Consider the following 22,102-nt stretch of genomic DNA (forward strand, 5'->3'; position numbering starts at 1 on the left):
TTTAGCAGCAGCGCTCTAGTTAGTCTGTTCCTTGGCGAACAGGTGCGCCGTTCCTTAGTCTGAGGGCCCTACTCATCATCTTGTCAACACTCAGCCCTTCTGCCTGGTTTCCAGACAGAACTCAGCCACCTTCACCATGTTCTTTGCCATTTCAGTTATAAGGTAGACTTCCAGCCTGTCGAACCCCTTCGTTATGGCACTGAATATTTTGTCGCGCTCCTCTATTGCCAACTCGAGGGCACCGAAGTTGCCTTCAAAGGCAGACATGCACAGCTCCAGCTCCTTGTCAAGCTCGTCGAACACCCCCAGGCTGGCTCTCGCAACGGGCCTCTGCGAGAGTTCATATATCTCGTCTGCGACCAGTTCCAGCAGCTGGAAGACATCGAAGTACTTTACCGCATTCTTGCCTTCGGCTATGTTGGCATACCTCACTCCCAGGGTAAAGAACCGATTGACGGATTCCTCTGCGTACGCGATGCCTGCCCTCTCGCCTTTGCCCATCTGCATCAACTCGTCAGTTATTATTGATTTCAGTCTAACCAGAATCTTGTCCGGGGTTACTTCCTTCATCTCCGTGAAGTCGGCAAGCACGATGGACTTGCTTGACCTGCTCATTACCTCAAATCCTGGGCAGAACGATTTTGCAGTCTCTTGTATCGACTTGAACTGCTCGTCGGCGTTGTCGCTCTTTGAACGGACAGTTAGCTTCTTGACGCCTGACCTGTAGTACAGGCCGGCCCAGCGCCCCGCAACCTCGGGGCTCACCTTTGAATCTAAGGTCAGCTCCGCCTCCTTGTTTATCTTGGACCCGGCAGCTACTACGAGATTCCCGGAATCATCCTCATATACCGACAGGCTCTTATCTGCTGAGATGCCGCTCGCTTCGACCCATGCCTTTGGCAGCACCATCGCCCAGCTCCTGTCGCCGAACTTGAAGATATGTTTCTCCATATTATATATACTATATGTTAGTATATATATATTATATAGCCAAATTATATATATTTGAATAAACGCTATAGTACTGGTGTGTGTATGGAAAAAGAAACGCGAGAAAAACTTGATGCGGCAAAAGACGGAAGAAAGAATGGTGGTGCACCAGAGATATTTACATTAAGCCCAAAGCAAGAAATCCTCAGATACAGTATAATAGCAAGGACAACGACAGATCCAGAAGTTTTAGAAAAGCTCGCAGACAAAAAGGAATTTGAAATAGTATTTGATATAGTTCATAACAAGAACGTTGGATCGAAGGCACTTGCTAAGCTCGCGACTTACAAATCGGAAATTATAAGGGAAGAGGTTGCAGAGAACGAAAAGACACCAGTTTCAGTTTTAGAGTCTCTCGCGCATGATGAAAGCCCTAACGTGCGCTGGCATCTTGCCATGAATCCGAAGACACCAAAAGCAATTCTAGAGGTGTTATCTTCGGATAAAGAGTGGTTAGTGAGAAGCGGCGTTGGAGAAAATCCAAATTCTCCTGCACGAATCCTTGAGAAATTAGCTAAAGATCCAGAAAGCAGTGTCAGAGCAGATGTGGCTGAAAATGCTAGCACGCCAATTGAAACAATAAGAAACTTGGCAAATCGTTATGATAGCAACCCCAATATCGCGGTAAACGCAGGAAGAAATCCGAGCCTCGACGCCAAAACCATAGAAGAATTCTCAAGGCATCCAAATTCGGACGTTAGAGATGGCGTAGCGCAGAATGAACACACACCAATTAGTATTCTAAGGCGACTTTCTCAAGATTACAATGCATACGTAAGGTCAGGCGTCGCCTACAATGCTAAGACGCCAAGTAATTTGCTAACTGAACTTTCAAGGGATTCTGATAGTCGGGTTAGAGAAGGCGTGGCCCAAAATGCCAACACGCCAAAAGAAACCCTTGACAGCCTCGTAAGCGATAAGGATTTTACAGTTATTGAGAGGCTAGCCTATAACAAAAACCTGCCTGTCGGTGCCCTGATTAAACTATCAAATAGTGGTGATGCCGCCTACCGAGTAGTTGCAGCAGAAAACCCAAACACGCCTTACGATACCCTCGTTAAGCTTGCAACAGACGACGACGATGGGGTAAGAGCAGCAGTCGCAAGAAACTCTAATGTGCCAGCAGATTTGCTTGTAAAGCTCTCTAATGACCCTTCAGATTACGTCAGAAGCTGGATCAGTGATAGGGATAGCTTGCCGAAGAAAGCATTAGCACTCCTTCGTAATGATAAGGTAAATTACATCCAAGATAAGGCGTTAGCACTATCGGCGTTAAGGAAAGAGAGTAGGTTATACCAGAACGGATAAATTTGTGCAACGTGATAAAATGATACCAAAAACATCAGAGAAAGAGACGGCAAAAAGTGCAGGCAAGGTTTTTGCAGACGGCTTCGCGCCACTAGAAAAAGCGCTTAGGGAAAAGGCGTTTAAGGCGTTGGAGGTAAAGTACAACAAGAGTTCTTATGGAGAGCCGTCTCAGAAGGAAGTATTATACGATGACTGGAAAGACGAGCTAGGCAGACTTGGATACTTTAACGGAATAGGAGATTTCGATTATTTAAGAGAATTTCCGACATTTTCTGCTCTGCTTAACGAGTTAAAGTTGAATATTGAGACAGTCAAAGCGAACAGGTTAGAAGCGGGTAAAATTGAGCTGCCATTGCACCATGATAGGCAAGACATACCAAACTACCAGTCATTTGATCAACATGAACGTTTAGAATCGACATTGGGCAAAATGCTGGAGATGGGAGGGATGCTATGGCAAATGAGACGCGGGGATATCGATGTGAAACTGAATGAAATGTACAACAGTTCTGGAAAAAATCCTGTCGTATGGAGTATCCTCAAAAGTGTCCGTGATGAGTTCCTTCTGACTGAGATGAATAACTGCATAAATGAGAAGAGGATAGAGGCGCTGAAGAGGAAGGAGGAAGCCGGCGTTAAATAATGAACGATAAATTTGTGCAACGTGATAAAATGGAACCGACAACACTGAGAAAACCAACAGACAGAAAGAAACTCGAGAACAGCAAAGCTGTTTCGACGCCGTTTACTGCGGAAAGATTTGTTGATATGGTAAAGGCACTCGGAGAATTGGACGCAGCCAACGGCGAACCCGTTTCGCCATCGGTTAGTGATGATGACCATTATATTGACACGTTTGTCAAAATACATCCTTCTGAGTTCAATAGGGTTCTGGAACTCTCTATAGATGAATACAAAAACGCTGTCAAAACTAGTAATGATGTAGCTCGTGAAAATTTCGAGTATCTATTGGTTTGCTTATGCAGTTTTGCAATAGCCAATAAGAACGGCGATGCAGAATATGCAGATATAAACCCTAGCATAAAGCTATTGACTAATGTCTTATGGCTCCCAGATAACGATAATTTCGAGGCAAATGATACAAAGAAGAAGCTGATCGAGGCCTTCCAGCCGCTCAGGAAAAGGGGGTCGGAAGAGGAGTCGGAAGAGTGAGATTATGATAAAAACCCGGCGATTAGATAACAAGGAAGGCAACATAAACCCCGGGATTGAGGCTAAGATTCAGAAGTGCTTGGAGTAGCAATGGAGATGAAAGAATACCCGGATAAGGTAACGGGCCATGAAGAATGCGCTGTTTCAAAGATAGGAGGGTTTATGATCCAGAGAGGGTGCTCACCGAGAGAGATTACTTTAGATAGGATTTTAGGCTAGAATAATATATGCATGACATTATCAAAGCGGAAACGCTTTGGGCAGACGCACCCTGAGCTCTGAATATTCGCTTGTCGAACCGTACCTTTCTTTGATGGACGAGAGTCTGCTCCTGACCTCATCTTCCGTCAAGTTCCTTGCACGCGCCACCATGCGCACAGTGCCCTCGAAATCCTCGTGGCACGTCTCGTAGCAGTTGCACATTCCGGTAAGCAGCTCCTTTTCCGCATAGTCCATGCCATCACATGAGAAGCAAAATGTAGCGAGAGGCCGTAGCCCCCTTTCTGTTTTAGGCAGCATTCAACTGAGCGGCATTATAGCCTTGCATGCTCACCGTGCGGCGCATCGGCGCGTTTCAGCCCTTGGTTGCGCTCGTCGCGTCATCGCAATTGCAACTTCAGGGTATCGTTTCTGTTCCGAATTATGCCTTGGGCACATCCGCACTCTGCATGAGGGGAGCTTCCTCCTTTCGGTAAGCTGCCCGCCTCCCGCTACGATAGAACTGCTCATCGAAGATATTAAACCCTTTCCGCAAGGTATTTTAGACTTTAGTGACACACAGGTCTGATTGGAAAGTGGGCGAAACCGTGAAGGTATTGTTTGTGTGCAAATTCAACGTCGGCAGGAGCCAAATGGCCGAAGCATTCTTCAACAAGCTGTCAAAGAGGAACCGTTCGACCAGCTACGGCATCGACCCGTATTACGTAAAGCGCTACAATGCCAAGGTTGCAAATTACCCAAAATCGAGGGTAGTCGATGTGATGGCCGAGAAGGGCATAGATGTATCTAGGAACAGGATAAAGATGGCCAATAAGAAAATGGTTAAAGATGCCGATATGGTAATCGCCATCATGTCGAGCGAGAGGGCAAAGAAAGATCTGCCGAAGTATATAACCAATTCCCCAAGATTCAGGCTGTGGGAGATAGAGGATGCAAACGCGAAACATGCAAGCTCTATGTACGAGGCGCAGTCCAGGAACAGGGACAAGATATATGCGCTGGTCAAAAGGCTGGTGAATGAGATAGGCTAGCCATATATCGAATCGCATGCGTGGAATCTGCGGAACGTCGCGCGCCTTTTTAGCTCTTTATTCCTTATATGGTGTGATCGCATGATGCTGTTCGGCTTCGGCGGCTCGCTCGTGAGCGAGATAATACTCGTGGCGCTGATAGCGCTCGTCGTGTTCGTCATATTCAAGCTTGGCAGGCTCATACTGAAGGTGATATTCGGCATAATAGCGAACAGCATACTTGGCATTATATCGATATTCGCGCTGAACTACTTCATGGGCATGGGCATACTGATAAACGCGTATGTGCTGCTCGCCACTGCGCTCTTCGGCCTCCCGGCCGTAGGCACTATGGTAATACTCAGGCTGGCAGGAGTGCCAGTATAGGGATCATTGCATCGCGAGCCTGACGTCGCTCTCTTCAACGGTCTTGCGCTTCGCGTGCTTCGAGAGCATGACGGCCTTCTTGGCTATGTCGTACGCGTTCTTGTTGAGCCTCTCCTGGAGGGCGCGAACCGCGCTGTCGCTTACGCGTTCTGCGCCGGCTTCCTTGAGCATGCGCCTAATCATGGATTTGTTTATGTACATCAACGCACCTTGCGCCTGAAGCATATCGCATTATAGTATTAAAGCCCTTGCCCGACGGCCGCTGTGCCTTCTACAGAGATTTCCGCGCTCTCCCTGTAGTCTTCTTTCAATAAGCCCAGCAGCACATTGTCGATGAAGGCCTTGCCGTCGTATCCGTCCTGCCTGGCTATGCCTTCGCGAACCATTCCAAGCGATTCCAGAAGCTTTATGGAACGCAGGTTTGTCGCGAAGGCTGTAGCGTATATCCGATTGAAGTTCAGCACGTTGAACGCCAGGTGCATCATGAGCCTTGCGCCTTCCTTCGTGTAGCCCTTGCCCCAATGCTCCTCGCCGCACCAGAAGCCTATTTCTGCTTTCTTGTCGATGAACTTCACGTTCTTCAAGCCGACCACGCCTATCAGCGCGTTGCCTGACTCGAGCCGCATGGCGAGATGGAACTCGCGCATTGCGAGCAGGCTCTCCCTGGCGAATTGTATGAATGAAAGCGCATCGCTCCTTGTGTAGGGGCTCGGGAACTCTCCCTGCGAGGCTATGCTCCTCGCTATGTTAGGATTGCTGGCCAGGCGCGCCATCTCGTCTGCGTCGTCTGTGCTCAGCTCAGACAGGTATACCCTGAAGCCCTTGCCAAAAAGTTTCATCAGACTGATTTGCGGATTCAGCAATAAATAGGCAGCGCATTGGTTGATTTCTGTGAGCTGGGTTACATAGCCGAAAAACCGGCATTCTTAGTAACTTATATATTACTTTTGGTATAAATAGTTAGCAGGCCTGCAAGCGTTAGTTGTAGCAGTAGGGCTCATTGTGCCTGGTGAGCTGTTGGTTTTCGGAGAGGATCTGTTGGTAGAACACGAATTGCTCAGCGGGAGCGATGCGCTGAAGATAGCAAAGAAGTTCGGCGCGCCACTTGAGAAGTTCCCGAAGATATTCAGTGACGATCCCCAGGTGCTGAAACTCAACGCGAAACCCGGCGATCTTGTGCTCGTGCACAGACAGGATCCGACGGGCTCCTACGACTACTACCGCTACGTTGTCGAGAGATAACTGCGCATGCGCGCTGGCTGGCCCAACCAGTGGTCTGAATGAGCAACACCCACGAACTAGTCGAATCCTACCTCAAGTCCGGCTCCATAGCGCAGCAGCAGCTCGACAGCTACAACCGCTTCATAATGACAGGCATAAACCGCATAGTTGAGAGCCAGAGCCTGATAGAGCCAGAGGTATCTGATTTCGCGATAAAGCTTAGCAGCATAAGGCTTGAGCAGCCGATAGTGATAGAGAGCGACAGCTCCACGAGGCGCATAATGCCGCACGAAGCCCTTGCAAGGAACCTTAACTATTCGGCGCCGATGTACATAACGTACACGCCCATAATAAGCGGGATAGAGAAGACGGACGCCATGGGTGAGGCATATGTCGGCGAGCTGCCGGTGATGGTCAAAAGCAATCTCTGCTACGCGAAGGGCATGACGAGGCAGCAACTTGCAGCTGAGCACGAGGATCCCGACGACCCGGGCGGCTATTTCATAATAAAGGGCACGGAGCGCGTGCTCGTAGGCATAGAGGACCTGGCGCCGAACAGGATGATAACCACTAAGGAGAAGGGAGAGATGGTAACGAAGGTGTTCTCGACTACCGTAAGCTTCAGGGCGAGGTGCAGCATATCGCGCGACGAGTACGGCCTCTACACAATACTCTTCCCTACGCTGAGCAAGGGCATAAGCCTCATGCTCATACTAAGGGCGCTGGGCATGCAGCTCAAGGACGCGCACACGCTCGTGGAGAACGACGAGGTAAAGAACGACATGCTCTTCAACATAGAGATGAGCAAGGCCAAGGAGATGGAGCCCAAGGACGCGCTCATGGAGCTCGGCCGCATAACGGCGCCGAACCAGGCACAGACCTACCAGGAGAAGAGGGCCGAGACGCAATTGGACACCTACATACTGCCGCACCTCGGCACCACGCCTGAATCCCGCAAGGACAAGGCGCGCTACCTCGTGCGCATGGCCGAGCGCGCGTCGCTCGTTGCCTACGGCTACATAAAGCCCGACGACAAGGACCACTACGCGAACAAGCGCGTCAAGCTTGCCGGCGACCTGCTCGAGGAATTGTTCAATACCGCTTTCAAGGCCTTCGTGAAGGACATAAAGTACCACGTCGAGCGCACGACCGCAAGGGGCCGCAGGCTCACGGTCAAGACGAACATAAACCCGGATACGCTCACCGAGAAGATATTATACTCGATGAGCACGGGCTCGTGGCCGGCAGGCCAGACCGGCGTGTCGCAGGTTCTCGACAGGATAAACTACTTCGGCACGCTGGCGCACCTCAGGCGCATAAAGTCGCCACTTGCAAAGAAGCACCCGCACCTGAAGGCGAGGGACGTGCACGGCACGCACGTGGGCAAGCTCTGCCCGAGCGAGACGCCAGAGGGCACTGAGGTTGGCCTGACGCGCTACCTGGCGCTCATGGCGAAGGTAACGGTTGGCGCCGACCATAAGATACTGGAGCAGAAGATGAAGGAGCTCAAGCTGCTGTGACGCTTTCAGATTATTGGTGAGTATGTTGGCTGACGATAGGAATTCATCGGGTAAAGAGGCGAAATGCCGCATATACCTCGACGGCAGGGAGATAGGCACCGTCGATGACGGCCAGGCATTCGCGAACGAGATGCGCGAGAACAGGCGCAAGGGCGTCATATCGAACGAGATTAACGTTTCCTATGCGAAGAAGCTCAACGAGGTGCACATCAACGCCGACCGCGGGCGCGTGCGCAAGCCGTACATAGTGGTAAGCGATGGCAAGAGCGCGTTCACCGACGAGCTGAAGCAGAAGCTCAAGAGCGGAGAGATAGACTTCAACTACCTTGTAAGGAGGGGCGTCATAGAGTACCTCGATGCCGAGGAAGAGGAGAACATCAGCGCCGTGATAGACGAAAGCTCGATTACCGACAAGACGACGCACTTGGAGATAGACCCCACGTCGCTGTTCGGGCTGACGGTCAACGCCAGCGTATTCCCGGAATTCAACAGCATGGGAAGGCACCCTATAGCATGGAACTTCATGAAGCAGGCGCAGGGGCTCTACGCCACGAACTTCGGCGAGCGCTACGACGCCAGGGCGTTCATACTCTACTATCCGCAGGTGCCCATAGTCAACAGCGTGACGTACCGCACACTCGGTCTCGACAGGCACGCGAACGGCCAGAACATGGTCGTGGCGCTGGTAACGTACTACGGCTACGACATGCTCGATTCTGTGGTGCTCAACAAGGCCTCTGTTGACAGGGGCCTCGGCAGAAGCCTGTTCCTGCGCTCCTACACCGACGAGGAACGCAGGTACCCCGGCGGCCAGCAGGACCACTTCGGTGTGCCTGCCGCAACTATAGAGGGGTACAAGGGCGAGCACGCGTATTCGAAACTCGGCGAGGACGGTATAGTGGAGCCCGAGCTCGTGGCTGACGAAAACGATGTCATAATAGGCAAGGTATCGCCGCCAAGGTTCCTAGAGGAGCAGACAAGCTTCGGCATAGGCGAGGAGAAGCGCCGCGACAACTCGACGATGCTGCGCTCCGGCGAGCTAGGCGTAGTGGACAGCGTGATGTTCAGCGAGACCACGGGCGCGACGCGCATAGTCAAGATAAGGATAAGGAGCGAGAAGGTGCCTGAACCCGGCGACAAGTTCGCCAGCAGGCAGAGCCAGAAGGGCGTCGTAGCGCTCATAGTCAACCAGGAGGACCTGCCGTTCACCAAGGACGGCCTGGTGCCTGACATGATAATCAACCCACTGGGCCTGCCGAACAGGATGACATTCGGGCACATGATTGAGATGCTTGGCGCAAAGGCAGCCTCGCTGGAGGGCAGGCAGATTGATGGCACGCCATTCTCGGCAAACGGCGAGAAGCTCATAGACGAGTACGGCAAGATTCTGGAGCAGCACGGGTTCGACAAGTTCGGTGACGAGGTGCTGTACGACGGCCGCACCGGCAAGAAGATGGTTGCCAAGATATTCACTGGCGTTGTGTATTACCACAGGCTCTGGCACATGGTGAGCCTCAAGCAGCAGGTCAGGAGCCGCGGACCGGTCCAGATACTGACGCGTCAGCCAACCGAGGGCAAGCCTAGGCGCGGCGGGCTCAAGTTCGGCGAGATGGAACGCGATGCGCTTGTCGGGCATGGCGCCTCGCTGCTGATAAAGGATCGCATGCTGGAGCAGAGCGACAGGGCCTTTGTGTGGGTGTGCAAGGAGTGCGGCGACATCGGCTACTACGACTACACCAAGAACACGGCCGTATGCCCGACGTGCGGCAGCAGCAACGTCGAGGAAGTGGAGATGAGCTACGCCTTCAAGCTGCTGCTTGACGAGCTGAAATCGATGCATATCCTGGCCAGGATAAGGCTCAAGAGCGATTAGGTGTGAGAATGCAGGCAGAAGCCATAGACCACATAAGGTTCACGACGATAAGTCCAGAGATGGTTAAGAAGATGAGCGTAGCGAAGCTCATAGTGCCCGACACCTACAACGAGGATGGCTACCCGATAGACGGAGGGCTGGTAGACCAGCGCCTCGGCGTGATAGACCCTGGCTTGAAGTGCAAGACCTGCGGCGGCAGGGCGAAGACGTGCACAGGCCATTTCGGGCACATAGAGCTCGTCAGGCCGGTCATACACCCCGAATTCGCGAAGACGGTATACCTGCTGCTGCAGTCGACGTGCGAGAGCTGCCACCGCATCCTTCTCGACGAGAAGCAGATGGAGCAGTTCAAGCCAATAGTAAGGAACCTTATAACGACAGATGCCATAATCGAGGACAACATCGAGACCGAGGGCAAGCTCGCCATGCTCACGAAGAAGCTGAAGAGCGTCAAGAAATGCCCGCACTGCGACACCCCGCAGCAGAAGATAAAGTTCGAGAGGCCGACGTTCTTCTACATCAACGGCAACAAGCTGAAGCCAGATGAGATACGCGACTGGCTGAGCAAGGTCAGCGACGACGATTTGGCGTATTTTGGCATAGACGGGAAGGCGACGAGGCCGGAATGGCTTATCCTCACCATGCTGCTCGTGCCGCCCGTGAACGTGAGACCGTCGATAACGCTTGAGACCGGGGAGCGCAGCGAGGACGACCTGACGCACAAGCTTGTAGAAATAATGCGCATAAACCAGCGCCTTGAGCAGGACATAGATGCGGGCGCGCCACAGATCATAATAGATGACCTCTGGGAACTGCTCCAGTATCACGTGACAACGTATTTCAACAACGAAACGCCTGGTGTGCCAGTCGCAAGGCACAGGAGCACACGGCCGCTCAAGACGCTTGCGCAGAGGCTCAAGGGCAAGGAAGGAAGGCTGAGGTACAACCTGAGCGGCAAGCGCGTGAACTTCTCGGCCAGGAGCGTCATATCGTGCGACACGCGCATAGGCATAAACGAGATAGGGCTGCCTAGGCGCCTTGCCGAGAACCTGACCGTGCCGTTCTACGTCACGAAATGGAACCTCGAGGCAGGAAAGAAGCTTCTGTCAAGTACCGAATGGCCTGGCGTGCTCAACTTCATAGGCAGGGACGGCATGCGCAAGCGCATCACCGAGCTGAACAGGCAGGAGCTGCTCGGCGCGGTCGAGCCAGGGATCATTCTCGAGCGCCAGCTCATGGACGGCGACCTTGTGCTGTTCAACAGGCAGCCCACTCTGCACAAGTTCTCGATAATGGCGCACAGGGTGAGGGTGCTGCCGGGAAAGACGCTCAGGGTCAATGTCAATATAACGATGCCGTACGGCGCCGATTTCGACGGCGACGAAATGAACATACACGTGCCTCAGAGCCTCGAGGCCCAGGCCGAGGCGAAGTACCTCATGCAGCCCAAGGAGCTGCTGCTCTCCTCAAGGGACGGCAGGCCGATATCGTTCCTCATAGAGGACCAGATCGCGGGCATATACCTGCTCACCAAGGACGGCGCAATGCTGACCAAGGAAGAGGCATGCCTCATGCTGGCGAGCATAGGAATACACGAACTGCCGAAGGCCGAGAAGGGCGGGCTCTACAGCGGCAAGGCAATATTCTCTGTAACATTGCCGAAGGGCTTCAACTACGAGGAGAAGAGCCCCAAGGGCAGGATTGTGATAAAGGACGGCAAGCTGATTGAGGGAGCAGTAGGCACGACCTCTGTCGGCGGCGGGGGCGCGCTGCTCTCAAAGCTTTTCATCGAATACGGGGCCGAAGCGACCAGCGATTTCCTATTCAAGGCAGGCGCGCTGGCCCTCAGGATGGACTACCAGCACGGCCTCACGGTCAGCATACGCGACTACTACAACACGCCGGAGATGAACCGCGAGCGCGACGCTATAAACAAGGAGGCCGAGGAGCGCGTGAGCGCGCTCGTAGACAGCTACAAGGGCAAAAAGCTCGAGAGCCTGCCCGGATACACCAGGAGGGAGACGTTCGAGATACTTGTCATAGCAGAGCTGGCGCATGCCAGGGAGCGCGCGGTCGGCTACCTCAACAAGGCGCTCGACGAGAGCAACAACGCCTACCTCATGGCCACGATAGGCGCCAGGGGCGCGCTGCTCAACATGGCATGGATAAAGATGCTGCTCGGGCAGCAGCAGGTGCGCGGCAAGCGCCCCTCCAGGGGCTACAGCGGGCGAGTGCTGCCCTACTTCAAGAGGAACAGCAAGGACCCCAAGGAGAAGGGCTTTATCGAGCAGGGCCTGATGAGCGGCCTCACGCCATTGCAGATGTACATGCACGCCATGGGATCGCGCGACTCCACAATGACGAAGTCGCTCGTGACTGCAGTGAGCGGCTACCTGCAAAGGCGGCTCATAAACGCGCTCCAGGACTTCTACATCGACACGAACCTCAGCGTCAAGGACGCGAGCGGAGCGCTCATACAGACCATATACGGAGGCGACGGCATTGATCCGGCCATGGCGGTAGTCATGGGAAAGAGCAGGTGATTTGATGGCGAAAGGGAAAGACGAAGCCAAGATAGCTGTCGGCGAGCCGGTGGGCGTCGTCGCCGCCCAGTCCATGGGAGAGCCCTCGACGCAGATGGTGCTCAGGTCGTTCCACTCAGCAGGAATGTCGTCTGTAGTGACCACCACTGGCCTGCCGCGCATCATAGAGATCATAGACGCGAGGAAGAAGCTCGGCTTCCCGATAATGCACGTGTTCATGGAGAAGGGCTCAGAAAAGAGCTACGAGAAGGCCAAGGCGGTCAAGCGCAAGATAGAGGGAGTGAGGCTCGGCTCGGTGCTCAGCTCGTTCGAGGAGAACCTTAGGAGCGCGACCATGGAACTGGCGTTTGACAGGGAGAAATTGCAGGCCAACGACCTCACGGTCAAGGCGGTGCTTGATAGGATAAGGCGGGGCTTCGAAACCGTAGAGGTGTCGAGCGACGGCGACAGGGCGACGTTCAAGTACAAGGGCAAGCGCGACATAAAGGGCGTGCGCATGACATTTGTACGCATCAGGGGCCTGACCGTTGCTGGCCTCGACGGCATAAGCAAGGCTGTCATACAGCAGGACGACAATGGCAACTTCTACATAATGACCGCAGGCAGCAACGTGGCGGGCGTAGCTGCCGTGCCCGGCGTGAACAAGGAAAGGATCTACTCGAACGACATCTTCGAGATCGAGAAGGTCTACGGCATAGAGGCCGCAAGGAACCTCATCGCGTATGAGCTGTCCAAGACGATAAGCGACGAGGGCTTTACCGTGAGCTTCAGGCATGTGGCGCTCATAGCTGACGCCATGACGTACAGCGGCAAGATAAGGAGCGTGGGCAGGCACGGCATCACGGGCGACAAGAGCTCGGTGTTCGCGAGGGCCGCATACGAGGAAACGGTCAAGCACTTCGTCAACGCTAGCGTATTTGGGGAGCGCGACATACTGAAGGGCGTGGCGGAGAACATACTCATAGGCAAGCAGGTCAATGTAGGCACGGGGCGCATAAAGCTCACGATAAGGAAGGACGACCTGAAGAAGATAAAGGCTGCCAGCGAGTGATGCGCATAAATATGTTTGCTCTCAACTTCTAAACGCGTTTAATAGTAGCATTACGCATTTGCGTTTGTTTGGTGTTTGGTGTGGAAATGACCCAAGAAAGGCCATTCGACCTGCTCAACAAGTCTGTTGGGCAGCAGGTCCTGATAAGGCTGAAGAACAACATGAGCGTGAGGGGCAAGGTCACGAGCTTCGACGCACACATGAACCTTGTGCTCGAGAACGCCGAGGAGCTCGATGACGGGGAGCTGAAGGCCAAGCTCGGCACGATACTGCTCAGGGGCGGCAACATAATATTCGTGTCGCCAGTCTGATTCTCGCTGTGCTTGCTGCGGGCTTGTAGCGTAACGGTAGCGCACCTGCATGGCATGCAGGGGGTTGCGGGTTCGAATCCCGCCAAGTCCACAATGCCCTTTATAAGCGTGAAACCCTAATTTTGCAACGCGACTGTATATTGCTTAAGCAGCTGTTCCGCCAAGAAAACGGCGAAGTGCTTCTGGTCGCCTTTATCTGCATACTCGATGCATCTGTAATACTCTTCTTTGTTTGCAACTTCAATTACCACTGCAGGAAAATGATTTTTCAGCAGAATCCAATTCATCAGTAACCTGGCGGTTCTGCCATTGCCGTCTGTGAATGGGTGTACATTCACCAGCTTGTTGTGCATCAATGTCGCTAATTCTACTGGATGCAATGCCTTTTTTTGCTTCCTGTATTCTTCAAACAGTTTTTGCATAAGGCCAGCTATCTCTAGAGCTTTTGGAGGGATATACTCTGATCCCATTATCCTAACACCGCCGTCCCTATAATCGCCTTGAATCCTGCACGAAGTATTCTTTGTTATTTCATATTGGATCTCGCATAAAAACTTCTTGTTGAGCCCCCCTTTATGTTTTTTAACAAATTCCCATGCATCCAGAGAGTTCAATGCCTCAACCACATCCTCGGTTCTTGACCCTTCTGGCGCTATTTTGTCGGAAATGACCAGTGCAGTTTGCCTAAGCGTTAATTTATTGCCCTCAATCGCGTTAGTGTTATAGGTGTAACGCACCAGGAAATCCTTTGGAAGCGCGTTATCTGGCGCTTTGTTAAATACGATTATAGAAGCTCTTAAGTCATCCAGCTTTTCCATCAGTTCCTTAGATAGCCATCTGCTATTATATTGACTTGCCGCCATTTTCTCTATTTCAAGAAAGTATTGCTGCAATTCTTCATGCTTAGGAATTTCCCTACCGAGGAATATCCTTATTTTTTTAACTTTTGCAGCAGAAGTTCTGATGCTCTTCACTAGGTAATAGTAATAATGTTTCCCGTGGAGCTGCTTTTCTATGAATGGCATATGTATGTCTACAACATTAGAATATTTAAATTTTGTGGTCATAATGTCTACAAACTACTAAATAGCAATAAATGTAGCCATATGGTATATCCTCTGCATAAAAGACACAGATGTTCGCATTTTACGAAAATAAAATCTGCGGTGGCTATATGAAAAAAATGTCTGACGACAAGCTAGGGAATTCTCACCCGTTCGCAACGGAAAGGCCGCGGGTGCGATTCCCGCCGAGCCCACTAATACGGGCTTCTGAGCTTGCCTGCGGACGCAGGTCCCTTATACCTCTTTATGAAGTTCGTCACTATTTTTGCAGTGCGTTTGTCATACCGCTTCAGGTACTCGCGGATCTTATCCCTGCTTATTGCCCTGAGAAGATCGCTGTAGTTTTGGATTGGCAGCTTTACCTTGTAATAGAAAAGGTCTATCAGGGTTTTCTCCGGATCCGATACAGGAACATTAAGTGTGCCGTATTTGACTATGTCAAACCCGAAGAAGTATCTTGCAGGTATATGGTGGACGAATACTAGCTCCTTCTTATCCCCGAATATGCTTATAGTTGAGTTGCGAACTTTCCTTATAGTTAAAATGTCTGGCTTTGAATTCTGCGTCCAGAGGTCCCTTATTGTCAGTGCGGACAGCAGCCCGTAATAGAAAGGACCGTATGCGAAGCCTGCAATCATTATGTCCTTCCTAAAAGTATATACCCCCTTCTTCACAGTGTATAGCTTACCGCTGGCCTTCATGTATGAGACCAGTCTGGAGATGTTTGATGCCTTAAGCCTTCTGCTCTTGAAGTAAAGCATAAGGTCTCTATTCGTGAATACCGGATAGCTTGAAAAATGTTCTGCTATCTCTTTAACTATTGCCATCTAACCACCTCTTTATCCTGTCGATCATCATTTCAAATGATGGCGGCAAACCTGCAATTATAAGGTGACCCAAGCTGCCAATGTCCGGCGGCGGATTGCCATTTATTTTGTTAAGCAATGACCTTAGTCTCTTTACGGTTGTGGCGTCACGCTTGTCAATCAATGATGTTAGGTAATAAATGTCGTATAGGTCATTCGCCTCCGGATGCTTGAATTTGCCCGCGTTGTCCAGCTTGTCTTCGTAGGTAGCTATTTTCTCGTTTAGCAATTCCAGAGGACTAAGCGACAGCACAACAATCTTGCTGCCATCGATTTTTGTATATTCCGATTCCTTGCCGTTTTTGTACTTGAAATTTATGTCAATTTTCATTTTAGTATTGGATTCCACTAGAAAGTGCATCGTGTCTGTTGCATTTTCGTATCCTTTCTCCTTCATGCTGAACCCTGACTCTTTCAGGAAGTCCGAAAGCTCCTTGTAGTGACGCATTTTGTCTTCAGAGGTCTTGGCATCTAGATAAAAGTCCAAATCGCGTGAGAACCTGTTCCCGCCATAGCATCTCCATATCGAAGTGCCTCCGTGGAATACCAGCCCCGCATACTTGCTATAAAGTAGCTCTACCAGGGCATCCTCCAGCTTTGCCTTCTCCGTCTGCGATGCATCCCTTATATCCATCAAATCACAAATACATTTTATTACAATTTTATGTAATAATATGCACTTACATATTTAAATGCTTTATGGTGGCTTTGGACCCATACGAGGTTCTCCGATACTGCGGGTGCGATTCCCGCCGAGTCCATTCTACGTGTCCCTCGTTGGTATGCGCATATCCTCACCGAATACAATTTATATCTGACTACAAGAGTACTACCTATATGCACAGGTCTAATGAGATGCCACAGATTATAAGGGAGGTCGGATTCGGCTTTAATTGGAGTTCGAAAAAGGTCTGGAAGCTTGACATACCAGTTACGGGTATGCAAATGAGCGAACTACAATGGCATTTCAATATACCTTTCTGGAATAAGCCGGGCGGGTACTATGACCTAAAGCCAAATGAGGTCATGGAAAATCCTGAAACATACAAAGCCGAATATGACAGAGTTATTGGATCAGATTTAAAACATCCGATAGATGTAATGCAAAACAAGGGCAGATGGTTGATACTTGACGGCTTGCACAGGCTAGCCAAAGCGAAATTGTTAGGTATGGATACCGTCAAGGTAAGGAGGATACCGCGTAGTAAAATACCTAAGATACAAATATAGCCATACAGGAAGGGACTTACAATTTTGTTGGAAGCGCAGTCAAGTCCATCTCTGTTGTAACCGATCGCAGCTCAGTATGACGCATAGGTATATGTGAGGTCTCCTCCGCAGTTCATGCAGACGTAGTCGCCGTTATTGTCCGTGTACTGGTAGCCGCAGTCCTCACAATAGAACGAATAGCACTCGTTGCACGAGAAGCCGGGCTCGCCCTTCTTTACGGTCTTGCCGCAGCTCGCACAAACCGCCATAGTATCACAGGTTGAACATCATCCAGCTCTTCGGCCTCAGCCCTTCTGGCTGAGCAGCTGCGCCGCGAGATTGACGCTGAACGTGCCGTTGCCTATGTTGAGCCACTGAACTGTGTTGTTGGGCTTGAACGCCATTATGGCGGTAGTATTGTCTATGGTCATGTTGTATTGGTATATGCTGGTTTTGGCAGTGTTGTTCGTTGTTACGGTGTAGCCGAGCTGGAACTGGTACGTGCCCGGCGGTATTTCCAGCGTGGTATTGCTTGCATTTATTACGGTGCGGTTGTCCAAGCCGAGCAGGTACTGGTGGGCGCTGGTCAGGTATACGGTAAGCTTGCTTGTACCTGGCGCCTGGAACAATGCTGTCTTTGCGCCGCTGAACAGGCTGTGGAAAAAGCTGGATATGCTGCTAAAGAGGCCGCCGGTAGTAATGCTGGCTATGGCTATTATGAGAAGAACTAAAATAGCATAGGTTTCCATGCTTTGTTTTGTGCAGAACAAACTAAAAAACAGCATGTTGCCGAAACTGCACGACATGCTTTTACAGTTTCACGTTCAACTGTATATGGTGTTCAAATGCCTGAATATGAAGATAGGAATTCCGTAGACGGGAAGACCCTTGACCTGTCGAGAGCCAGGCAATCCCTCATTGAGGAGCTCCAGGCCATGATGTGATACGACGAGCGCGTGAGCGCCAGCAAGGACGAGTCGCTAAGGGGCGTGATGGCCCACAACCGCGACGACGAGAAGGAGCATGCGACGCTCCTGCTGGAATGGCTCAGGCGGCACGATGCGAAGCTCGACAAGGAACTGAAGGAAATACTCTTCAAGGACAAGGAGCTGAGCAAGCTCTGGGACTGAGCAGGCCGCCAAAGGTATTTATATTTGGAAACATAAAATCTGCCTTGGTACATATGAGGAAACTGCACTACAAGCGCAGAGTCATAGAGAATGAGGAGCGGTTAGAGCGCAGGGAGCCAATCGGCATGGATGGCAGCGAATCTGGCAGCAGCACTGAATCAGGACCGCAAAACAATGGTAAGCGTGCTCTTGAAAACGGAGAGGTCGGCTTTGTGGAAGCCCAGCCTGAAGCGGACGAGCTGACCCACGAATAGCGACAGATAGATATGCGCAGCTTTTGGTGATAGAGTGGTAACAAAGGATCTGGATAGAAGCGGGCAAATCAGGCAGGATGCAGGGCCTATACATGCCAGGCTCCCTGTGGATTCCTATTACCTGCGATTTGCCGAACGCCAGAAATCTGACATGCCAAACGATGACAGGATAAGAGAGCGCATCATTGCATTCTTGTACATCCACCAAACCCTGAATTACAGCGCTGCGGATTCCTACAATGAAGAAGGGCTCATGGAGCACCTCATACTCAGGAAGGCCAGCCGCCCATACGGAGACACAGGATATGATAGTGTCTTGAAGGAGAATTTCAACAAAGGTAAGGAAGCGCTCAGGGAGGCGCTCGAGGCGTATGTAAAAAAGGAGAAGCAGGAAATGCTCGACACGTCTAGAATTCTCCAGGGACTCGTAGGAGAAGGCTTGGTCGATCGGGTCGTTGACGGTTTCGGCGATCCGACTGGATATATTCTTACGCAGAAGGGAATGCAAAAGGGCCAAAACATTATGGACGAGTACGACCTTGAAGTACTGCCGCTGCCTGCGAAACTTGGCCGTGTGGAGGACAAATAATCCGGCCGCAGGTTTATTGGCAACGTATAAATATTTGGGAAGCGCATTGCTCCTTGGTTAAGTGGCAACTACCAATAACGCCAGCAGACTCGAGAGAGAGCTTGCTGCAGGCAACAGGGAGGCACTGCAAACGCTCCAGGCATTGGAAGGCAGATACAAGAACGCAGCGGAAGCACTGGCCAGATGCGGCATAAAGGGTCGCGACATATGCCGCATGCACAACGACGTCTTTAATGGTGACATTGAAAGGACTGCAAGCTTCCTGGCAAGGTTCATTGGCGTGCACGAAGGCTACGGCAACAGCAGTGACAGCCTTAGGAGATTCCGCGGCCTTGCGACCGACAAAGACACGAACGCATTCGACGTCTTGACTTTCGCAGTGATAGCGCAGATGTGCACCATTGACAGCGAGATAGGGGGTGCGATAATGCTCTCAAAAAGGCCGCCGGGCTACATATTTAGGTTATACAGGTCAAAGGGCCAGAACCTGGAAGAAACGGCTGCCGACCTGATGGAATGGTACTTTCCGTTTAAGGAGTCCATAGACGCATGGAAGGCTGAGATAGCCAAGGCCAAAGAGGCGGCCAAAGCACTTGAGCTTGCAGGGCAGCTGCACGCGGCCATCGAAAAGCACGGGAGCATAGATAAGGTCTACGCGGAATGGGAAAGGAAGCTTGACGAGGATATAGGTCTCAACAGAAACATGCTTTACATGTTAGTTAGGGAGCCGGACCTTGCCGTGATGAACAATGAGGCTATGGGCAGGTACAAGATGCTGAGCCATAGCAAGCTTGAGGAATCGCCCGGCAGCCTGAGCATAGCGTCGCAATACGCAAACATTGCAGAAAGATGGAAAGAGGCGGCAAAAGAAGCCGTAAAACAGGGAAAGCTGCTTGGAGCCTGCAACGCCCATGTTGAAGCCGGCGCGATATTGCAGAAGGCGCGCGACTATGTCGGTGCCGTGGCAGAGCTCGAGCTGGCCAGGGCGGAGCTCGCACCCCTTATCGAGCAGGAAGCCGTCGAGGCCGAAAAGCTCAGCATGCTCAAAATCAGCAATGAGATAAGCTCGAGGATAGTCCAGGGCAAGGCCAGCGCGGGCATGAGCCTGAAGAGGACGCTATCCGCCATAGCCGACAAGCCGCATCAGATCAAGCAGAATGAGACCAACCTGCTTAAAACAGTAGACCTTTTGCGGCCTTGGGGCGCTGCTCGTACCGGCACGCTCGAGAACGGCAGACCGGAGCCGTAGCGCGATGCGCAGGAACCCTTCCACAAAATGTTTATATATCTTGACGAGTAGAGCGATTATACGTGGTTGAATGAGCAAACCAAAATCTTTAGGGCAACCAATGAAGGTCGGGAACTACAATAGCGATGTAAATGAAATCAAGGAGAGGCGCTACCAGAATGCGGTCCGCGAGCTGGATGCCAAGATAACAGAGCTCTTAGAGGGAGATACAGTTTCGCCAAGAGTTATGGCTAGGCGCATGGTGAGAGAGCTCAATAATGCCGAAATATCTTTGGCTATTGACGGAACCAAGGATTATGCATATGCAGAAAACAGGTCGAACCAGAGCGACGCCTCCCTTCTGGCCGTGATTCAGGATTTAGCTCGATTCCTGCCAGAGCTTTACAAGCATGAGAGGTCACCAAAGGGAAAGGAGCCACTTGAATCTTCAGCCCTTATGCAATTCGTCAGAGTGGGAGCAATTCCCAGCACGAATGCGCGCAACTTTATGCCATACACGAAAAATCCGCTTTATTGGGCCAAGCAGCTGGAGGGCAGCCTAAACGAAACCATAAATGCACTCTCTGCAAACGATATACCCACGTACACGGATAAAGTTAAACTGTCTTTCCTGGTGGCGCTGAATAACGCCCTGCATGTGAAGATGTATGGGGAAGGGGTAGACAAAGCCGAATACAACCCGTATGCCGAGGGAGCCGGGCGCATAAACGATTTCGTCTTTGAGCTCCTAAAGCTATGCACCCCAAGGGACGCTATGAGCAGATGGACGGACTATGACGGTGCCTACTGGGATTTCTACGCCTGGGCTAGGGGCTACATAGGCTACAGCAAGGACGAGGAGCGGTGAAGCCTGCACTTAACTTGCCATGCCTCATTACAGTTCGCCTATCGGCGAAGGCATGGCAAGGCATAAGAACTTGGAACGCGGCATTTACAGCAAACGGTATGGCACCAGGGACATCTGACGTGCCATACGCCATGCTTTTAAATACTGAGTGAGAAGTGTTTTTTACCGTGTTAGAATGGCATCCAAACATTCAGCGAAAACCGACGAGCTGACCGCAGTTGGCGGGCATGGCGGCCCGGCCTCGTTCAAGGAGTTCATAGAGATGTACAAGAGCCAGGTCTACTCCAAAATCTGCGAATATGTGCCAGCCAAGAAGCCCGAAGTCCATGCTGTAATGCGCGATTATATAGATAGGCAGGGCAGCTACAGGAGGCCTGGCCTTGTCATGCTTACGGGCAAGTTATTCGGCGCAAGCACAGAGGAGCTGCTTCTGCCCGCAGCTGCGCAGCAGCTATCCGAGGACTGGATACTGATGCAGGATGATGCTGAGGACGATTCTGAACTCAGGCGCGGCAAGCCAGCGGCGCAGAGGCTCTACGGATGGGTCCATGCAATGAACGCCACGAACATCGGCCAGATGGCGATGTGGCGCATGCTCAAGGACTACATGCGTAAGGTCGGCCCGGAGAAGGGCAACCGCATGTACGAGAAGTTCTACAACATGCTTGAATACACGGTAGAGGGCCAGCACATAGAGAATACGTTCATACACTACACAAAGGACATAAAGAATGCCGACGAAGCCCTCTATTACAGGATTGCTGACAGCAAGACATGCTTCTATACGGTATACGGACCTATGCAGATAGGCGCGATAGCCGCAGGCCAAGGCGAGGAGGTGCTCAAGGCGCTTGAGGATATAGGCAGGCCTGCCGGTGTCGCCTTCCAGATAGCTGACGACGTCCTGGACATGGTGGCAGATGAGAAGCTCTTCGGCAAGAAGAACTTCGGCGACCTGTACGAGGGCAAGGTCACGCTGATGATAGTGCATGCCTACAAGAACGCCACGCCTGATGAGAAGGCGAGGATAGAGGCCATCTACAGGAAGAAGCGTTCCGAGAAGACCGCAGAGGAGATAGACTTCCTTAAGGAGATGATTGCGAAGTACAATGGCATAGCGTATGCACAGAATGTAGCAGAGCAGTTTGGGAGGCAGGCACGCGAGGCTCTGGAAAGGCACCGTGATGTGCTTCCGATGAACGGCCTGACACCTATAGTCATATCTGCGCTGCAAGAGCTCTATATAAGGAAGAAGTAGCAGGCTCGTTTTGTGGACGGCCATGCATTG

At 51.6% G+C, this 22,102-nt stretch carries 24 protein-coding genes, 1 tRNA gene, 1 other RNA gene and 2 pseudogenes; 18 read left to right on the forward strand and 10 right to left on the reverse strand.

Annotation, left to right across the window (positions count from 1 at the left end; translation table 11 throughout):
* Positions 1–90: 90 nt before the first annotated feature.
* On the reverse strand, positions 91–951 hold the full coding sequence (locus M1158_02465) for a hypothetical protein (GenBank protein MCL5099963.1): 861 nt from the start codon (positions 949–951) through the stop codon (positions 91–93).
* Positions 952–1,035: 84 nt separating this feature from the next.
* On the opposite strand from M1158_02465, the gene M1158_02470 reads away from it, so the two are divergent.
* From M1158_02470 to M1158_02480, 3 genes are read left to right on the forward strand one after another with little or no spacing between them, the layout of a single operon-like run.
* Positions 1,036–2,298 carry a hypothetical protein gene (locus M1158_02470; protein ID MCL5099964.1) on the forward strand — a complete coding sequence of 421 codons (1,263 nt, stop codon included), beginning with the start codon at positions 1,036–1,038 and terminating at the stop codon, positions 2,296–2,298.
* A 19-nt stretch (positions 2,299–2,317) separates the two neighbouring features.
* Positions 2,318–2,941 carry a hypothetical protein gene (locus M1158_02475; protein ID MCL5099965.1) on the forward strand — a complete coding sequence of 208 codons (624 nt, stop codon included), beginning with the start codon at positions 2,318–2,320 and terminating at the stop codon, positions 2,939–2,941.
* A 29-nt stretch (positions 2,942–2,970) separates the two neighbouring features.
* Positions 2,971–3,471 (forward strand): hypothetical protein, encoded by a 501-nt coding sequence (locus M1158_02480; GenBank protein MCL5099966.1) that lies wholly within the window; start codon positions 2,971–2,973, stop codon positions 3,469–3,471.
* A gap of 240 nt (positions 3,472–3,711) precedes the next feature.
* Here M1158_02480 and M1158_02485 read toward each other — a convergent pair whose 3' ends face one another.
* Together M1158_02485 and rnpB are read right to left on the reverse strand one after the other, a co-directional pair.
* Complete coding sequence (locus M1158_02485) at positions 3,712–3,927, reverse strand: hypothetical protein (GenBank protein ID MCL5099967.1); 216 nt, start codon at positions 3,925–3,927, stop codon at positions 3,712–3,714.
* 24 nt (positions 3,928–3,951) lie between these two features.
* An RNA gene (rnpB, locus tag M1158_02490) (RNase P RNA component) lies at positions 3,952–4,183 on the reverse strand.
* A gap of 94 nt (positions 4,184–4,277) precedes the next feature.
* Between rnpB and M1158_02495 the strand changes: the two genes are divergently transcribed.
* Together M1158_02495 and M1158_02500 are read left to right on the forward strand one after the other, a co-directional pair.
* The gene (locus M1158_02495) at positions 4,278–4,721 is read left to right on the forward strand and encodes a low molecular weight phosphatase family protein (GenBank protein ID MCL5099968.1); all 444 of its coding nucleotides are present in this window, start codon (positions 4,278–4,280) and stop codon (positions 4,719–4,721) included.
* 81 nt (positions 4,722–4,802) lie between these two features.
* Positions 4,803–5,087 (forward strand): pro-sigmaK processing inhibitor BofA family protein, encoded by a 285-nt coding sequence (locus tag M1158_02500; protein ID MCL5099969.1) that lies wholly within the window; start codon positions 4,803–4,805, stop codon positions 5,085–5,087.
* Positions 5,088–5,090: 3 nt separating this feature from the next.
* Here M1158_02500 and M1158_02505 read toward each other — a convergent pair whose 3' ends face one another.
* Positions 5,091–5,288 carry an NFYB/HAP3 family transcription factor subunit gene (locus tag M1158_02505; protein ID MCL5099970.1) on the reverse strand — a complete coding sequence of 66 codons (198 nt, stop codon included), beginning with the start codon at positions 5,286–5,288 and terminating at the stop codon, positions 5,091–5,093.
* A 38-nt stretch (positions 5,289–5,326) separates the two neighbouring features.
* On the reverse strand, positions 5,327–5,926 hold the full coding sequence (locus M1158_02510) for a GNAT family N-acetyltransferase (protein ID MCL5099971.1): 600 nt from the start codon (positions 5,924–5,926) through the stop codon (positions 5,327–5,329).
* A gap of 178 nt (positions 5,927–6,104) precedes the next feature.
* Here M1158_02510 and M1158_02515 point away from each other — a divergent pair, with 178 nt between their 5' ends.
* The 6 genes and pseudogenes from M1158_02515 to M1158_02540 all read left to right on the forward strand — a co-directional run bounded on the left by M1158_02515 (position 6,105) and on the right by M1158_02540 (position 13,697).
* A complete protein-coding gene (locus tag M1158_02515; GenBank protein ID MCL5099972.1) occupies positions 6,105–6,329 on the forward strand; it encodes a DNA-directed RNA polymerase subunit H in 225 nt (74 codons plus the stop codon).
* A 38-nt stretch (positions 6,330–6,367) separates the two neighbouring features.
* Positions 6,368–7,828 (forward strand): DNA-directed RNA polymerase subunit B'', encoded by a 1,461-nt coding sequence (locus M1158_02520; protein ID MCL5099973.1) that lies wholly within the window; start codon positions 6,368–6,370, stop codon positions 7,826–7,828.
* 130 nt (positions 7,829–7,958) lie between these two features.
* A complete protein-coding gene (locus M1158_02525) occupies positions 7,959–9,701 on the forward strand; it encodes a DNA-directed RNA polymerase subunit B (GenBank protein ID MCL5099974.1) in 1,743 nt (580 codons plus the stop codon).
* Between the two features lie 71 nt (positions 9,702–9,772).
* Positions 9,773–13,295: pseudogene (locus M1158_02530) on the forward strand (DNA-directed RNA polymerase subunit A').
* 86 nt (positions 13,296–13,381) lie between these two features.
* A complete protein-coding gene (locus tag M1158_02535) occupies positions 13,382–13,606 on the forward strand; it encodes an LSm family protein (GenBank protein MCL5099975.1) in 225 nt (74 codons plus the stop codon).
* A 19-nt stretch (positions 13,607–13,625) separates the two neighbouring features.
* Positions 13,626–13,697: transfer RNA gene (locus M1158_02540), tRNA-Ala, on the forward strand.
* A 25-nt stretch (positions 13,698–13,722) separates the two neighbouring features.
* Here the strand turns inward: M1158_02540 and M1158_02545 are convergent.
* The 3 genes from M1158_02545 to M1158_02555 form a co-directional block, all read right to left on the reverse strand.
* Positions 13,723–14,631, reverse strand: a complete 909-nt coding sequence (locus M1158_02545) for a Fic family protein (protein ID MCL5099976.1) — start codon at positions 14,629–14,631, stop codon at positions 13,723–13,725.
* 233 nt (positions 14,632–14,864) lie between these two features.
* Positions 14,865–15,497 (reverse strand): hypothetical protein, encoded by a 633-nt coding sequence (locus M1158_02550; GenBank protein MCL5099977.1) that lies wholly within the window; start codon positions 15,495–15,497, stop codon positions 14,865–14,867.
* Positions 15,484–16,170, reverse strand: coding sequence for a nucleotidyl transferase AbiEii/AbiGii toxin family protein (locus M1158_02555; GenBank protein MCL5099978.1), 687 nt, complete (start codon positions 16,168–16,170; stop codon positions 15,484–15,486). The genes M1158_02550 and M1158_02555 overlap by 14 nt, the downstream gene beginning before the upstream one ends.
* A gap of 203 nt (positions 16,171–16,373) precedes the next feature.
* On the opposite strand from M1158_02555, the gene M1158_02560 reads away from it, so the two are divergent.
* A complete protein-coding gene (locus tag M1158_02560; GenBank protein MCL5099979.1) occupies positions 16,374–16,766 on the forward strand; it encodes a ParB/RepB/Spo0J family partition protein in 393 nt (130 codons plus the stop codon).
* A gap of 71 nt (positions 16,767–16,837) precedes the next feature.
* Here M1158_02560 and M1158_02565 read toward each other — a convergent pair whose 3' ends face one another.
* Positions 16,838–17,014, reverse strand: a complete 177-nt coding sequence (locus M1158_02565) for a hypothetical protein (GenBank protein MCL5099980.1) — start codon at positions 17,012–17,014, stop codon at positions 16,838–16,840.
* 36 nt (positions 17,015–17,050) lie between these two features.
* A complete protein-coding gene (locus M1158_02570) occupies positions 17,051–17,494 on the reverse strand; it encodes a hypothetical protein (GenBank protein ID MCL5099981.1) in 444 nt (147 codons plus the stop codon).
* A 96-nt stretch (positions 17,495–17,590) separates the two neighbouring features.
* Between M1158_02570 and M1158_02575 the strand changes: the two are divergent.
* From M1158_02575 to M1158_02600, 6 genes and pseudogenes are all read left to right on the forward strand, one after another.
* A pseudogene (locus M1158_02575) lies at positions 17,591–17,875 on the forward strand (ferritin).
* Between the two features lie 53 nt (positions 17,876–17,928).
* The gene (locus M1158_02580; GenBank protein MCL5099982.1) at positions 17,929–18,129 is read left to right on the forward strand and encodes a hypothetical protein; all 201 of its coding nucleotides are present in this window, start codon (positions 17,929–17,931) and stop codon (positions 18,127–18,129) included.
* A 34-nt stretch (positions 18,130–18,163) separates the two neighbouring features.
* Positions 18,164–18,718, forward strand: coding sequence for a hypothetical protein (locus M1158_02585; protein ID MCL5099983.1), 555 nt, complete (start codon positions 18,164–18,166; stop codon positions 18,716–18,718).
* A 61-nt stretch (positions 18,719–18,779) separates the two neighbouring features.
* Positions 18,780–19,967 carry a hypothetical protein gene (locus tag M1158_02590; protein MCL5099984.1) on the forward strand — a complete coding sequence of 396 codons (1,188 nt, stop codon included), beginning with the start codon at positions 18,780–18,782 and terminating at the stop codon, positions 19,965–19,967.
* 70 nt (positions 19,968–20,037) lie between these two features.
* A complete protein-coding gene (locus M1158_02595; GenBank protein MCL5099985.1) occupies positions 20,038–20,814 on the forward strand; it encodes a hypothetical protein in 777 nt (258 codons plus the stop codon).
* A gap of 175 nt (positions 20,815–20,989) precedes the next feature.
* On the forward strand, positions 20,990–22,072 hold the full coding sequence (locus tag M1158_02600) for a polyprenyl synthetase family protein (protein ID MCL5099986.1): 1,083 nt from the start codon (positions 20,990–20,992) through the stop codon (positions 22,070–22,072).
* Positions 22,073–22,102 lie beyond the last annotated feature (30 nt).

It is taken from the genome of Candidatus Marsarchaeota archaeon, assembly GCA_023473665.1.
Taxonomy (GTDB): Archaea; Micrarchaeota; Micrarchaeia; order Micrarchaeales; family Micrarchaeaceae; genus JAMCYM01.

Coding starts and splice junctions, on each gene's coding strand:
- M1158_02555 (MCL5099978.1), bottom strand. CDS start 16,170: ATGGATATAAGGGATGCATCGCAGACGGAGAAGGCAAAGCTGGAGGAT.
- M1158_02600 (MCL5099986.1), top strand. CDS start 20,990: ATGGCATCCAAACATTCAGCGAAAACCGACGAGCTGACCGCAGTTGGC.
- M1158_02535 (MCL5099975.1), top strand. CDS start 13,382: ATGACCCAAGAAAGGCCATTCGACCTGCTCAACAAGTCTGTTGGGCAG.
- M1158_02570 (MCL5099981.1), bottom strand. CDS start 17,494: ATGGAAACCTATGCTATTTTAGTTCTTCTCATAATAGCCATAGCCAGC.
- M1158_02525 (MCL5099974.1), top strand. CDS start 7,959: ATGCGCGAGAACAGGCGCAAGGGCGTCATATCGAACGAGATTAACGTT.
- M1158_02550 (MCL5099977.1), bottom strand. CDS start 15,497: ATGGCAATAGTTAAAGAGATAGCAGAACATTTTTCAAGCTATCCGGTA.
- M1158_02560 (MCL5099979.1), top strand. CDS start 16,374: ATGCACAGGTCTAATGAGATGCCACAGATTATAAGGGAGGTCGGATTC.
- M1158_02545 (MCL5099976.1), bottom strand. CDS start 14,631: ATGCCATTCATAGAAAAGCAGCTCCACGGGAAACATTATTACTATTAC.
- M1158_02485 (MCL5099967.1), bottom strand. CDS start 3,927: ATGGACTATGCGGAAAAGGAGCTGCTTACCGGAATGTGCAACTGCTAC.
- M1158_02595 (MCL5099985.1), top strand. CDS start 20,038: ATGAGCAAACCAAAATCTTTAGGGCAACCAATGAAGGTCGGGAACTAC.
- M1158_02580 (MCL5099982.1), top strand. CDS start 17,929: ATGAGGAAACTGCACTACAAGCGCAGAGTCATAGAGAATGAGGAGCGG.
- M1158_02565 (MCL5099980.1), bottom strand. CDS start 17,014: ATGGCGGTTTGTGCGAGCTGCGGCAAGACCGTAAAGAAGGGCGAGCCC.
- M1158_02465 (MCL5099963.1), bottom strand. CDS start 951: ATGGAGAAACATATCTTCAAGTTCGGCGACAGGAGCTGGGCGATGGTG.
- M1158_02470 (MCL5099964.1), top strand. CDS start 1,036: ATGGAAAAAGAAACGCGAGAAAAACTTGATGCGGCAAAAGACGGAAGA.
- M1158_02500 (MCL5099969.1), top strand. CDS start 4,803: ATGATGCTGTTCGGCTTCGGCGGCTCGCTCGTGAGCGAGATAATACTC.
- M1158_02475 (MCL5099965.1), top strand. CDS start 2,318: ATGATACCAAAAACATCAGAGAAAGAGACGGCAAAAAGTGCAGGCAAG.
- M1158_02480 (MCL5099966.1), top strand. CDS start 2,971: ATGGAACCGACAACACTGAGAAAACCAACAGACAGAAAGAAACTCGAG.
- M1158_02520 (MCL5099973.1), top strand. CDS start 6,368: ATGAGCAACACCCACGAACTAGTCGAATCCTACCTCAAGTCCGGCTCC.
- M1158_02510 (MCL5099971.1), bottom strand. CDS start 5,926: ATGAAACTTTTTGGCAAGGGCTTCAGGGTATACCTGTCTGAGCTGAGC.
- M1158_02505 (MCL5099970.1), bottom strand. CDS start 5,288: ATGTACATAAACAAATCCATGATTAGGCGCATGCTCAAGGAAGCCGGC.